This is a genomic window from bacterium (assembly GCA_004322275.1).
Taxonomy (GTDB): Bacteria; Desulfobacterota; Deferrisomatia; order Deferrisomatales; family BM512; genus SCTA01.
Genome location: SCTA01000001.1, coordinates 57,642 through 71,600 on the forward strand (window position 1 = coordinate 57,642; position 13,959 = coordinate 71,600).

Consider the following 13,959-nt stretch of genomic DNA (forward strand, 5'->3'; position numbering starts at 1 on the left):
CTGGGGTTCAAGGGTTAGCGCTCATTCTGCCACGGGCCGGCGCGGAAAATTCTCCGCCGGGGTCGAGTTTCTGGACTTCGAGATACTGCTCGTCCGCCTCGGCTCTTCGCCCTTCCTTTTCGAGGAGGACGCCGTAATTGTAGTGAGCCGAAGGATTCCCAGGGCTCAGTTCCAGCGCTTTTTTGAAAAAACCTTCCGCGCGCGAGGTTTGGCCCGCTTCGAGAAGCGCCAGCGCCATGAAGAGGTTGCTGGAGAAGTTTTCCGGGTCTCGTTCGAGCGCCAGAGCGAAATATTTTTGCGCTTCATCCATCCTTCCGGCTTTGGCGAATAAAAGCCCGAGTTCCCCGGGGGCGTCGGGATTTTCGGGGTTTTGCTCATGCGCTTTTTGGAAGGCTTCGATCGCCTTGTCGTCTTGCCCCTCTCTTTTGTACAGTTTGCCGAGGTTGTACCAGGCGCGGAAGTATTCGGGGCGCAGGGAGAGCTCTCTTTCAGGACTCACGATAGCAGCCACGTTGCCGCTCACTGCGACCCCAGGGCAGTATGCCGCTCCCGCTCCCGGACCGGGTTTCAGCGCTCTAGAGAAGGCTTCGATCGCCTCGGGGTATTTCCCGGCTTTTTCGTAGGTTACCCCCAGATTGTTCCAGACCGAGGGGTTGCAGTTGTGGGTGTCGACCGTATCCGGCCGCAGTTCCAGAGACTTTTTAAAGGCTTCTATCGCCTCGGGGTATCTCCCGGTTTTCTCGTACTTTACTCCGAGGTTGTTCCAGACCGAGGGGCTGAAGGGATTTTTTTTAATCGACTCTTCAAAGTACCGGATGCTCAGCTCGTCGTTACCCGCGGCGCCGTAAGCGTTCGCCAGCGCGTTCGCGGCGAAGGCGCTCCCGGTGGTGTCGAAATGATAGGCAAAGAGGGTGACCCCGTCCTTCCACCGGGAAAGCTGGAGACTCGAAAAGGCGAAGAGGATCCCGAGGATAAGAGCGCCGGAAAAAGCCGCTGATTTACCCGGAACACCCTTTAGAGATGGGAGTGAACCAATCCCCCAGACGAGTCCGAAAAAAAGCCCCATGTGGGGAAGGTAGGTGAAACGGTCCGCCATAGTGTTGAGGCCGACGGACACGATCCCGCTGACGGGAAAAAGGGCCGCGACAAACCAGAACCAGCCGGAGGCAAGGGCCGGGGAGAATATGCGCCCTTTAAAAGCCAAAAAGGTCAGGGCCAGAAGCAACGCCGTTCCCGTGAGAATCAGGATTACGGAGGGGGCGGTATCGGCTCTGTTTTCGATGACCAGGTTTACGGGCCAGATGGTTTTCCAAAGGTAGTGGGCGTAGGAAACCGGCACCTCCGAAAGCCTCTGCGACAGCGGGGTTGTCTCGGGCAGGGCGATGTTTCGTTTCTGGAAATAGAGGGTGAGGAAGGAGAAGAGCGCTGAGAGGGCGAAAAACGGAATCTTCTCCGGCAGGAGTTTTTTAAGGCCGGAGCCCCGTTCGTTTTCCCTGAGCCTTCCGAGGGGCCAGTAGTCAGCGGCGAGAAGTATGAGGGGCATGATTACGAGAACAGGCTTTGAGGCGAGCCCCGCGAGCATCGCCGCAAGCGAGGCCAGGTACCATCCCTTGCTCTTTTCCTTCGAGTATTTGAGCCAGGAGAGCAGGCAAAGGAGGAAGAAGAGCCCCGAAAGGAGGTCTTTTCTTTCGGTTATCCACGCCACCGATTCCACGCGCAGGGGGTGGAGCGCCCACAGCGCGGCGGCGAAAAAGCTCTTCCAGGGCGAGCCCGTGGCCCTGTAGAGGAAGGCGAAGAGCAAAAGCCCGTTAATCACCTGTAAAATCGTATTAGTGAGGTGAAAACCGCCCGCGTCGATGCCGTAAAACTCGGAATCGGCCATGAGCGACAGCCAGTTCAGCGGAACCCAATAATCCTGATGGGACTCGGTGAAGGCTTTTCTGACCCCTTCAAGGGAAAATCCGCCCTTTACCAGCTCGTTTCCGTAAACGTATTCCGAGTCATCGAGAACTATGAAATCAAAGTTTCTTGACGGCAGGTAAAGCGCCGCGATGGCCAGAGCCAGAACCGCGGCGAGAATTACCGGAATGCTTCTTTTTCGGGTCGTAAATTTCAAACCTGAACCCTCGTTCCGGACAGGAATTTTTTAGAGTCAACCTTATAAAATAAGGCTTTTTGCAGACAGGCGCAAAGCTATCTTTGAAGCCTTGAAAGCCATTCCATCGTAGCGGGATCGCCGGGATTTTGCCTTCGCGCCTCGCTAAAATGCCGGTACGCCTCCGCTTTTTGCCCCGTCCCCGCGAGGAGTACGCCGAGATTGTAATGGGCGTTCGCGTCGTTCGGATTGAGGAGAAGGTACGCCCTGAACTGCTCTACGGCGAGTTCGCTTTGCCCTGTCTGGGCGGCGGACATGGCGAGATTTAATCTCGCCGCCGCGCTCCCGGGGTTGCTCTCAACCGCGTCCTTGAAGCGTGGTACAGCCTCGCCGGGGCGTCCCATTTTGGCGAGGGTGATTCCGAGCTGGAAACTCGCGTTGAAATTTTTGGGAGAGAGCCGGAGCGCCTCCTCGAAATACCTCACAGCCTCGCCGGGTCTCCCGGTATTGGCGAGAATGAGGCCGTAATTGTAGAGACCGGGGGCGTAGTCGGGCTTAAGCGCGAGGGCCTTTTTCAGGTAAGCCTCGGCTGGCCCGGTTTCGCCCAGTTCCATCAGCGCCTCGGCCATGCAGAAGTTCGCCGGAATGTTGGAGGGGTTATGGGCAAGGGCGATGGCGGCGCTTTCCTTCGCCTTTTGGAACTCTCGCCTCATTATGTATTCAAAACCGCGAAGTTCGTTCGCGTAGGCGGCGTTGGAGGAGACGGCCTCGATCCTGTCGGCCATGGCAAGAGTGCTCTGCCAGTGGGGAAGCTGCGCTACGGTGATAAAAGCCAGAGCCCCGACAGGCAGCGTCGAGGCGAGAAAGACCAGCTTTTCGCGCTTTTGAAAAATTATTTCCCCCGCCTGTTCAATTCCCCAGACGAAGACGACCGATACCCCGATAAGCGGGATATAGGTGAACCTGTCGGCCATGTAATTCAGCCCCACGGGTATTATGCCGCTGTTCGGCAGGAGCGAGACGGCGTACCAGAGCCAGCCCGTGAGAATAAAAGGCGAAGAGTTCCGGGTCTTCCAGGCGAACGCCGTTATCGAGACGAGGACGAGCGCAAAAATAAGAAGAGCGAGGTCTACCGGTGTTGAAACTTCTCCGGTTCTCGGCAGGAAGGCGAGGCCGAGCGGCCAGACGAATTTCTGGAGGTAGTGGGAATACGACGCGGTCGCGTCGGCGAGTTTGCTCTGCGCCGAGATAGCCCCGGCGGGCGCGATGCTGGTGCTCTGGGTCGCCAGCGTAATTGCCGAAAAGATTATCGAGAGCGCGAAAAAAGGGATTTTTTCCAGAAAGAGGTTTTTAAGTCCGGCGAAAGTACCGGCTCTTCCAAGCGGCCAGTAATCCAGAAGGATGAGCAGAAAGGGTACCGTTACCAGAACGGGCTTCGCCATAAGGCCGATGAGAAGCGACGCAAAAGCCAGAAGATACCATAACGGCCTTCTTGTCCTTGCGTACCGCTCCCAGGAAAGGAGGCACAGGAAAAAAAAGGCGCCGGAAAGCAGATCCTTTCTGGAGGTAATCCACGCCACCGATTCGACGCGAAGGGGGTGCAGCGCGAAGATTGCCGCCACGGCCAGGCTTTTCCAGAGCGAACCGGTCATCCTTTTCATCACCCAGAAAAGCAGAAAGCCGTTCAAGGCGTGGAGAAGGACGTTTGTCCGGTGAAAGGTTCCGGCGGCCGGGCCGAAGAGAGCGCTATCGGCCATGAAGGAAATCCACGTGGCGGGTATCCAGTAGTTGAAGAAGGGTTTTGAAAACACGGTCGCGACGGACTGCCAGTTCAGACCCAGGCTTACCAGCGGGTTTTCGGCGATGTATTCGTAATCGTCCACCGCGAAAAAGCCGTACCCCGTCGCGGGCCAGTAAACGACCGCGGTCAGGAGCAGCAGGGCTGCCCCGAGAAGCAGGGGGAGATTTCCTTCGGGCTTTTTCAAAAGCGTCTCATGTCTGGCCGCCGTCCGTTTCAGTTTCCTTGCCAGCCTTCGCCGGTTCTCTTGAGTGCTTTTAGCACCTCTTCCTGACCGGGGTATTGTTTCAGAACTTCCCTGAAAAGTCTTTGAGCTTCTTCTCTCCTGCCTGTCTTTTCAAGCAGAAGGCCGTAATTGAAGCGTGCGGCGGTGTTGGAGGGATCGATGAGCAGGATTTTTTTGAAAAGAGTTGCGGCGCGGCTCTTTTGCTCCGTATCTGAAAGGGCGAGAGCCAGGTTCAAATTGTAATCCGGATTTTCGGGCTCAAACCTTGCGGCCTTTTCAAAATAACCTACCGCTTCCTTTGTACGGCCTCCTTGCGCAAGGGCGACGCCAAGGTCCGAGAGAACCTCGCCGTTTTCCGGGTCAAGGTCAGACGCCCTGAAGAGATATTCCAGCGCCTTGTCCTTCTTTCCGGCTTTCGAGTAGTAGATTCCCGCGCTGCGTAGCGACGGGACGTGCTGTGGAGACAGCGCCAGCGCGGTTTCAATCTCCTTTATCGCCTGCTCCGGCCTGCCGAGGGCGTCCAGGGCCACCGACAGGTTGAAGTGCGCCTCGTGGTTATAGGGATAGATTCCGATGGCTTTTTCAAGCGCTTCGACGGCCTTGGGGTATTTTCCCGTTTCGTTGTAGATATAGCCCATAAGGATGAGAGATGCATAACGTTCCGGGTCCAGTTCGAGGGTTTTGTCCAGGTGATACATCGCAAGGTCGAAGCGCCTGAGCCATATGGCGCTGTCGGCCAGACGGTAGTGAGCTTCGAGATAGCCCGGTTTCAGCCTGAGAGCCTCTTCATAACAGGAAACAGCTTCCTTGTAGCGTTTTGAATTTTCAAAATACGAGCCTTTGTCCAGCCAGGTTGACGGGTAAAGAGGACGTGTTTTTAGCGATTCCTCTATTAGCGCCATTGCTTTATCAGGCTCGCCATTGCTGAGATAGGCGTTCCAGAGAAGCTTCTCGTTGAACGAATCTCCCCCGGTGACGGAGAGGTTGTGAGAGAAAAGCGTCACCCCGTCTTTCCACCAGGAGAGCTGATTGAAGGAGATACAGCCGAGGAAGGCGAGGGCCAGAACCGCCATCCACGCGGTTGTTCTCCTTAGAAATGCATTCTCTCCTGCCGGACCGCCGATCCCCCAGACCAGCAAGATCGCGATGCCCATATGCGGCAGATAGGTAAAGTGGTCGGCAACCAGATAGGTTCCGGCGGGTATGATTCCGCTTACGGGAAAAAGAGCGCACAGGTACCAGAACCAACCGGCGAAAAACGCCGGAGAGACCTTCCTCGCTTTCCAGCTGAAAACGGATATTCCCAAAAGCGACAGGACGGCCGCAAAAAACCAGACGCCGGTAAACCTCGTGGCGGTGTTTATGTCGCTCATTACGAGGTCCACGGGCCAGAAGGTACGGTAAAGGTAGTAGAGATACGAGGTCGCCACGTTGACAAGGCGCGCGGTGTAGGAAACCTCTTCCCACGCCTGAATGGCCCCCTTCTGAAAGAAGAGGGTGAGGGGGACCAGAACAAGGGACAGAGCAATAAAGGGAGCCTTCTCGCGCAAAAGTCCCTTCAGGTTTTCCCGTTCCCCCGTAAACCTTTTAAGGGGCCAGATATCCACCGCGAGAAGGATCGCGGGCATGACTACGAGGATGGGTTTCGCCCAGTAGCCGAGGAGCATCATAAAAAGCGCGGCGAGGTACCAGAGGGGCTTTTTGTCTTTGACGTACCGGAGGTAGGCGAGAAGGCATAAAAGAAAAAAGAACCCCGAGAGAAGGTCCTTCCTCTCCGTTATCCAGGCCACCGATTCCACGCGCAGCGGATGAAAAGCCCAGAGAGCCGCAGCGAAAAAGCTTTTCCAGAGCGAATTCGTAGCGAGGTAGAGAAAGGCGAAAAAGAGCAGGGTGTTAAGCGCGTGCAAAAGGGTGTTGGTCAGGTGAAAGCCGCCCGCTTCCATGCCGTAGAACTGCGCGTCGGCCATGTAGGAGAGCCAGGTCATCGGCGCCCATAATTTCATATAGGTTTCGGTGAAAGCGCGCTGAATCCCCTGGCCGGTGAAACCGCGGGCGACAATGTCGTTCTTGACGACGTAGTCGACGTCGTCGAGATTGATAAAATCGAAAGAGGCCGATTTGACGTAGAGCGCACCGACCGACAGCGCGAGAACCACGGCGAGACAAATCGCCCTGTAACGGGCTGATATATGAGCACTCATCCGTCAGCGCCTTCACCCGTTCGGAGAAGAGCTTTTAGCGCCTCCTCGTTGCCGGGGTATTGTTTCAGGACCTCACGGAAATGGTTTTGAGCTTCTTTTCTCTTCCCGGTCTTCTCCAGCATGAGACCGTAGTTGAAATGCGCGGCCCCGTTGGAGGGGTCGAGGCTCAGGGTCTTTTCAAAGAAAGCGGCGGCGCGGCCGGTCTGGCCGGTTTTAAAGAGCGCCAGGGCAAGGTTGAAGTTGTGATCAGGGTTTTCCGGCTCTATCTCCACCGCCCTTTCAAAATAACCGACGGACTCCTGCTCGCGACCGGTCTTGGCGAGGGCTATGGCTAGCTCCTTATACGCTCCGGAGTTTCCCGGCCGAAGCCAGGCGGCCTTCTGAAAAAGCGGCACGGCGCTTGCGTAATCGCCCCTGCCTGAATAAATGAGACCGGCGTTGTACAGCGAAGGCCAGTGGGAGGGGTTGATGCTTATAGCCTGAAGGTAGTGCGCAAGAGCCGTAGCCTCGTCCCGGAGTGTTGCCGACGCGACGGCAAGGTTAAAATGCGCGTCCCAGGACCATGAATTTATATCAAGGCTTTTTTTGAAAGCCTCCGCGGCCTCTTCATGGCGGCCCATCTTGCCGAGCAGCACGCCCATGTTGTTGTAGGTTATCGCCTCGCCGGGCTCCTTTTCGACGGATATTTTAAAATGCGTCAGGGCTTCCTCGTTTCTCCCCGCGTCTTCGTAGGCACCGGCAAGAACCCTTTCGGCAAATCCGCTGCCGCCGTTTTCAACCTGATATGAGAAGAGGGTCACGCCGTTTTTCCACTTCATGAGGTAGGAGCCGGAGGCGAAGGCCAGCAGGGCGGCGCAGATGAAGAAAAAGCCCACCGCTGCCTTCCGCAGGTCCCGCCTGTTTCCTATAACGGCGTCCAGTCCCCAGACAGTGAGGATTGAAAGCCCGATGTGAGGAAGGTAGGTAAATCTGTCCGCGACGCTGTTGAGGCCGACGGCGACTATTCCGCTCACGGGAAGCATGGTAGCCAGATACCAGAGCCAGGAGGCGTTTACCGCCGGGAATTTCCCCTTCTTTTTCCATGCCTCGAAGGTCACAAGAAGTAAAAACACCCAGGCCAAAAGCGCGCCGAACCCGGTGAGGTGAATTGAACTGGTTCTGTCGAGTATTAGGCGCTTTGCAGGCCAGAGCGCCTCGTTGATATAGTAAAAATAAGAGGTTGCTACGTCGGAAACCCTTTGGGAAAGGGGGTAGGCGTCGCCCGGAACGAGAGAAACGCTCTGGTTGCGGATCGTGAGCAAGGCGAAGAGTCCGCCAAGGGCAAAGAACGGGATCTTCTCAAGCAGCAGCTTTTGAAGGTTTTCTTTCCCGGAGTACCTTTCCAGCGGCCAGAGATCGACAATGAGAAGGACCACAGGGAAGACGACGACTATCGGCTTTGAGGCGAGTCCGATAAACATCAAAGCCAGCGCCGCCGAATAGCCCCATTTTTTGCGGTTTTTCGCGTATTCAAGATAGGCGAGAAGTCCGGCCAGAAAGAAAAAGCCAGAGAGAAGGTCTTTTCGGGCGGTAATCCAGGCTACCGATTCGACGCGCATGGGGTGCAGCGCCCACAGGGCCGCCGCGAAAAAGCTCTTCCAGGGCGAACCCGTCGCCCTGTGGAGGAAGGCGAAAAGCAAAAGTACGTTCAGCGCGTGCAGGAGCACGTTTGTCCGGTGAAAACCGCCCGCGCCCAGACCGAAGAACTCCGCGTCGGTCATCAGGGAGATCCAGGTGACGGGTATCCAGTAGCTTTCCATGGGAGTGGTGAAGACGCTCTTTACCCCCCAGACGGTAAGCCCCTTCTGGACGATCTCGTTTTCGACGACGTACTGGGGATCGTCCATATTGATAAAATCAAATCCGGTCGAGGGCAGGTAAAGAAGTGCCGTAGCGAGGGCGAGCGCCAGCGCCAGATAAAGCGGGAGACGTTTTTTAATGAAGTCCGGTATCAATCCTGAAGCCTCGTTTTCCTGTAGCTATTTTGCCCCGCGAAGTTTTGCCAGCGCCCCCGTTGCTCCCGCGTCGCCGGGAACTATCAGGAGGATTTCTTCGTACTGTCTGATTGCTTCTCCAGCCCTGCCGGAGCTTTCAAGAAGGCGGGCGAGGTTGAAGCGGGCATCCAGTCCGTTCGGATCCAGTTCTATCGTTTTTTTAAAGTAAACGGCCGCCCTCCCGGTCTGCCCCGATTCCAGCAGCGCGAGGGCCAGATTGTAGTTGTTGCCGGGGTCTTCAGGTGCAAGGGCCAGCGCTTTTTCAAAATATTCCGCAGCGCCCCCCGCCTCTTTGTTCTGAGCCAGAAAAAGGCCGATAAATTTCAGCATTCGCTCGTCGCGGCCGTTTATTTCCAAAGCTTTCCTGAAGTATTCAAAGGCTCCTTCGCGGTTGCCTGTCTTAAGGGCGACCCTGCCCAGCAAAACTATCGCGGGCGCATATCCCTTGTCCATATCAAGGGCGCTCAGGGCGTGCCGGCGTGCGATTTCATAGTCACCGCCATTAAACGCTACCTCGCCGATCTTTAACATCTCCCCCGAGAAATTCGTGTTAAGTTCCGAGGCCGCATCGAAGGCCGCGGCCGCTTCCTCATTGCGCCCGAGAAGGGCCAGAGTCTGCCCCTTGCTCTGATAGAGCATGAAATCGTTGGGGTTTTGCCTTATCGCCCTGTCGAGTATCGTGAGGGCGGTTTCATAGTCCCTCTGTTCGATGAAATTTTTCGCCAGCCTGCGCTCCGTTTCGGAACTCCCGGTTTTCTCGAAAAAGTAAGAAAAGAGAGTGAAAGAGTCCTTCCACCTGGGTATCAGATAGGCTGATATCGCCGTCTGGGCGAGGAGGCAAAGGCAAAGAAGCGCTAGCATCGCTTTCTGTAGTGTTTCCTTGCCCTCCGCCAGCGCGGCTCCCCCCCAGACTGCGGCTATCGCTATCCCCATGTGAGGCAGGTAGGTGAAGTGGTCCGCCACGAAGTAGAAGACGGTAGGCACGATCCCGCTTATCGGAAAAAGCGCCGCCAGGTACCAGAGCCACCCGGCGGTTACGGCCGGAGCCCGCTTTCTCGCCCCGACCGCCAGAAAAGTCAGCGCGAAAATGAGAAGCGCCGCGCCGAGCGCGGCAATTCCCCTGAAGTGCGGGGCGGTGGCCCTGTCCATCATCGCGAGGTTGAAGGGCCAGAAAGTCTCGTAAAGGTAGAATACGTAAGAGGTGGCCATGTCCATGAGGCGCTCGGGAAAGCCGACCGTTTCCGCGTCCAGGATGGACTTCTCCCCGATAAACATGGAAAACACGGCAAAAAAGGCCGCAAACGCGAAAAAGGGGGTCTTCTCGACGAGGATTTTCTTCAGCTCTTCTCCTCTGGAGTGCCTCTCAAGAGGCCAGAAGTCGATTAAAAGCAGGATTACCGGCGTCACCACGAGGATCGGTTTCGAGGCGAGGCCGAGAAACATCGCCGACAGCGCCGCCAAATACCATTTAAATTCTCTGCTTTTCGCGTACTCTCCCCAGGCCAGAAGGGTGAGCAGAAAAAAAGCTCCCGAAAGGAGGTCTTTTCGCTCGGTCACCCACGCTACCGACTCGACCCTCATCGGGTGGAGCGCCCAGAGCAGGGCGGCGAAAAAACTCTTCCAGGGCGAACCTGTGGCCCTGTGGAGGAAGGCGAAAAGCAGGAGCGCATTCACCGCGAAAAGTATGACGTTGGTGCGGTGCATGGCCCCGGCGTCCATGCCGAATAGCTCGATGTCGGCCATGAAGGAGAGCCACACCAGCGGCGTCCAGCTGTACCTGTTGACTTTGGCGAAGGAGTCTTTTATGCCCTGCGTGGTCAGGCCGTTTCGGACGAGATCGTTCTGGGCGATGCTCGGCTTGTCGTCGAGGAGAATCAACTCGAAATTGAACGTCGGCAGGTAAAGCAGGACCACGGCGAGGGCCAGCGCCGCCCCGAGAACGGGGAAAAGGTTTTTTCGGTGGAAGGAGTATTTCAAGTCAAGTGGCTCCGTTTATTCTTTTTTCAGCAAAAAGCCCATTCTCGAAAGGGCTTCCTTAGCCGCCTCGTCGGCGGGGTTTATCCGCAAAAGCTCCCTGAACCAGGCGGCGGCCTCTTCTTTTCTGCCCTCTTTTTCCAGAGAGAGGCCGTAATACAGCATGGCTTGCGGATAGCGCTCCATTCTGAGGGATTTTTCAAAAAAAATCGAGGCTGCCTCGAACCGCCCGCCCTCGAAGAGGGCTATTCCCATGTTCAGGTTGTTGCCGAAATCCTCCGGCGCAAGTTCAACAGCCTTTCCGAAGTAGACCACGGCCTCTTCCGTCAGGCCGCATTTTCCAAGTATTTTTCCGGCTTCGCCCATCATCTCGGCGTCTTCCGGGTTTTGCTTTGCGGCTCTCTGGAAAAACGGGGGCGCTTCCGTCTCCCTTCCGGTTTCGCAGGCGATTTTCCCCAGCAAAAAGAGAGATTCCCAATGTCCGGAGTCGATTTGGAGAGCGGCCTTCGCGTGTTCAAGCGCCAGAGAGTAATTCCCGGCCTTTGCGGCGGCGACTCCGAGGCTGTAATGGGCGTCCCTGTAGTCCGGCTTGAGTTCGAGGGCTCTTTCAAAGGATTTTATGGCTTCTTCGTGGCGGCCGGATTTCAAAAGCGCGATCCCCTTCCGGTAGTGGAGTAGGGGATCGGCGGGGTTTTTGTTTACCATAGTTTCGAGGAGGGTGTCCGCCTCTTTGAATTTTCCGGCGTCGGCAAGGGCGTTGTAGAGCTGCCTTGTGTTGAACTCGTTTGGCCCCTGTGAATAAAAATAGCCGAAAAGAGTAACGGAATCCTTCCATTTGGGCAGGTAGGCGCCCGACAGGAAGAAAAGGAGGAGTCCGCAGAGGCCGAGAAGTCCGTACGCAGCCTTGAGGACAGTCTCTTTGTTGCCCGCCAGCGCCTGGGTTCCCCATACGACGGCTATCGAAAGCCCCATTGCCGGAAGGTAGGTGAAGTGATCGGCGAGGAAGAAGAGGCCGACAGGGACTATCCCGCTGACAGGAAAGAGGGCGGAAAGATACCAGAAAAAACCGGCTGTCACTCCGGGAGCGCTCTTTCTCACCTTAAGGGCGGCGGCGATTAACGCTATGACGAGCACCCATGCCGCAAGCGCCCAAAGCCCGCCGGGGTGAATTCCACTTTCCCTGTTAACCAGGGTCAGTCCGGCGGGGAAAAAAGTCCCGGCGAGGTAATGGAGGATCGAGGCGGCGGTGTCCGCGAGGCGCGAAAGGAGGGAGACTTCCCTGACCGTCATGATGGAGCTTTTCTGGGTCGACAGAGTGGAGACGGAGAACACAGCCGAGAGAGCGAAAAAGGGAATCTTCTCGGCAACCAGCCCCTTGACGGTTTTTGCTCCCTGCCCCCGCAACCTTTCGAGAGGCCAGAAATCCACGCAGAGCAAAACAAGAGGCAAAACGACCAGAATGGGTTTCGATCCAAGGCCGAGGAAGGCCGCCAGCAGCGTCGAGAGATACCAGAGGGGTTTTCCCGCCCTGGTCCATTTCAGGTACGACAGAAGGGAGAGAAGAAAGAAAAATCCGGAGAGCAGGTCTTTGCGCTCCGAGACCCACGCCACCGATTCCACGCGCATCGGGTGGAGCGCCCAGAGAGCCGCCGCAAGAAAGCTCTTCAGAGGCGAGCCGGTAGCCCAAAACAGGAAAGCGAAGAAAAGGAGGGAGTTCGCGACGTGAAGGATGACGTTCGTGCGGTGAAACCCCTCCGGCGTGAGCCCGGAAAACTCCACGTCGGCCATGTAGGAGAGCCAGAGGACGGGGGTCCATATGTTCTCCTGGGTTCTGGTCAGCGCCCTTTCGATTCCTTCGCGGGAAAGCCCTCCCCTGACCAGTTCGCTTTTAGTCGTGTACAATTTATCGTCGAGGTTTATAAAATCGAACCCGGCGGAAGGAAGGTAGAGGGCGGCGACGGCGAGCGCAAGCGCTACGGCCAGCAAAAACGCGAGGCGTTTGCCAGTTAAATCCAGATTCACGCCTCTTTTGCTCCTCTCGTCAATCAATAAGGGCGCTTGACGCCGGCGGCCAGGAAACCAGAATACACGAACCCCGTTCTCCGGGAAACCTCGCGGTTTAAATACTCTTCCCGCAAGGATTTGTTAGCTTTTATCAGACGCAAAAAGCCACAAAAAAGATTGGAGACCTGGAAGTGTCCGGAAAACTGCCGAAGGACATAATAGCTCTTGGTTTCGTGAGCCTTCTCATGGACATGTCCTCGGAGATGATCCACAGCCTTTTGCCGGTATTTCTGGTCGGCACCCTCGGGGTTTCCGCGATGACGGTGGGGCTCATAGAGGGGGTCGCGGAGGCGACGGCGGCCTTCGCCAAGGTTTTTTCGGGAGTCATAAGCGACTTGTGGGGCAGGCGAAAGCCCCTCGTCCTCGCGGGTTACGGACTCGCGGCGCTGACAAAACCTCTTTTCGCTTTGGCGACGGGTGCGGGAACGGTCTTTACGGCGCGCTTTATCGACAGAATAGGCAAGGGGATACGGGGCGCGCCCAGAGACGCCCTTATCGCGGACGTGACGCCCCCCGAGCTGCGGGGGGCGGCTTACGGCCTTCGGCAGGCTATGGATTCCGTAGGCGCGGTCCTCGGTCCTCTGGCGGCGGTCGTATTCATGACGTTTTACGCGGGCGATTTCAGGCTCGCCTTCTGGGCGGCCTCGGTTCCGGCGTTTTTTTGCGTAGCCCTGATTGTTTTCGGAGTGCGCGAGCCCGGCAGGGAAAAGAAAGCGCGGGCCGCGAAATTTCCGATTCACAAGGACGAGCTGGCGAGGCTTCCCGCCGGATACTGGCTGGCGGTGGTCTTCGCCTTCCTCCTCACCCTGTCCAGATTTTCAGAGGCGTTTTTGCTCCTGCGGGCGAGTTCGGTCGGAATAAGCGCCGCTTTCGTTCCCCTGGCGCTTCTGGTCATGAATCTTATCTTCTCGCTTAGCGCCTATCCCCTAGGGCTTCTGGCGGACAGGGCGAACAGGGGAAAGCTCTTCGCGGCGGGTATCTGGATGCTCATCGCCGCCGATATTGTTCTCGCTCTCGCGAAGGGGCCCCTGGCGGTCTTTTCCGGGGTCGCGCTCTGGGGGCTTCACATGGGCGCGACGCAGGGGCTTCTTTCGGTTGTCGTCGCCGACGCCTCTCCCGCCGACCTTCGGGGAACCGCCTTCGGCGTCTTTCACCTCGCAACGGGAGCCGCGCTCATCGCCGCCAGCTTTCTCGCCGGAGGACTCTGGGAGTGGTTCGGTCCCTCCTTCACCTTCGCCGCCGGAGGAGTTTTCGCCGCGCTCTCGCTGATTTTCCTGGGGATATTAAGACACAGGGCGGTATTTTAGCCGCCGTCCTGAGGCTGAAAACAAGAAAGGCCGGGGATTTCTCACAGGCCTTTCCAGATTGCTGACAAACTTCGTCTTTTCTCCGATTTACTTCGTCAGGCTCGGAAAAAGATCCTCAAAATACAAAGGAGTATTCCTCCGGTCTTTTTTCTCGCCTTCCTTGTTCTCGAAGAAAATACTGTGTTTGTCGCAATCTCAGCCTGTTGACCTGGTGCTCCCTTATTGTTCTGTTTTCTGTGCGGAAAACTTCTCTTTTCGCCA

7 protein-coding genes are annotated in these 13,959 nt (G+C 56.7%); 1 reads left to right on the forward strand and 6 read right to left on the reverse strand.

The window, feature by feature from the left end; translation table 11 throughout:
* Positions 1-7 precede the first annotated feature (7 nt).
* The 6 genes from EPN96_00195 to EPN96_00220 all read right to left on the reverse strand — a co-directional run bounded on the left by EPN96_00195 (position 8) and on the right by EPN96_00220 (position 12,349).
* Positions 8-2,116, reverse strand: coding sequence for a tetratricopeptide repeat protein (locus tag EPN96_00195; protein ID TAL18811.1), 2,109 nt, complete (start codon positions 2,114-2,116; stop codon positions 8-10).
* A gap of 77 nt (positions 2,117-2,193) precedes the next feature.
* A complete protein-coding gene (locus tag EPN96_00200; GenBank protein TAL18812.1) occupies positions 2,194-4,080 on the reverse strand; it encodes a tetratricopeptide repeat protein in 1,887 nt (628 codons plus the stop codon).
* A 29-nt stretch (positions 4,081-4,109) separates the two neighbouring features.
* On the reverse strand, positions 4,110-6,320 hold the full coding sequence (locus EPN96_00205) for a tetratricopeptide repeat protein (protein TAL18813.1): 2,211 nt from the start codon (positions 6,318-6,320) through the stop codon (positions 4,110-4,112).
* A complete protein-coding gene (locus tag EPN96_00210) occupies positions 6,317-8,314 on the reverse strand; it encodes a tetratricopeptide repeat protein (GenBank protein TAL18814.1) in 1,998 nt (665 codons plus the stop codon). The genes EPN96_00205 and EPN96_00210 overlap by 4 nt, the downstream gene beginning before the upstream one ends.
* A gap of 24 nt (positions 8,315-8,338) precedes the next feature.
* Complete coding sequence (locus EPN96_00215; protein ID TAL18815.1) at positions 8,339-10,330, reverse strand: tetratricopeptide repeat protein; 1,992 nt, start codon at positions 10,328-10,330, stop codon at positions 8,339-8,341.
* A 15-nt stretch (positions 10,331-10,345) separates the two neighbouring features.
* Positions 10,346-12,349 carry a tetratricopeptide repeat protein gene (locus tag EPN96_00220; protein ID TAL18816.1) on the reverse strand — a complete coding sequence of 668 codons (2,004 nt, stop codon included), beginning with the start codon at positions 12,347-12,349 and terminating at the stop codon, positions 10,346-10,348.
* A gap of 101 nt (positions 12,350-12,450) precedes the next feature.
* Here EPN96_00220 and EPN96_00225 point away from each other — a divergent pair, with 101 nt between their 5' ends.
* Positions 12,451-13,698, forward strand: a complete 1,248-nt coding sequence (locus tag EPN96_00225) for an MFS transporter (GenBank protein TAL18817.1) — start codon at positions 12,451-12,453, stop codon at positions 13,696-13,698.
* Positions 13,699-13,959: the final 261 nt, after the last annotated feature.

Excerpts from the sequence above, each read along its gene's own strand:
- EPN96_00205 (TAL18813.1), bottom strand. The coding sequence starts at position 6,320 with ATGAGTGCTCATATATCAGCCCGTTACAGGGCGATTTGTCTCGCCGTG.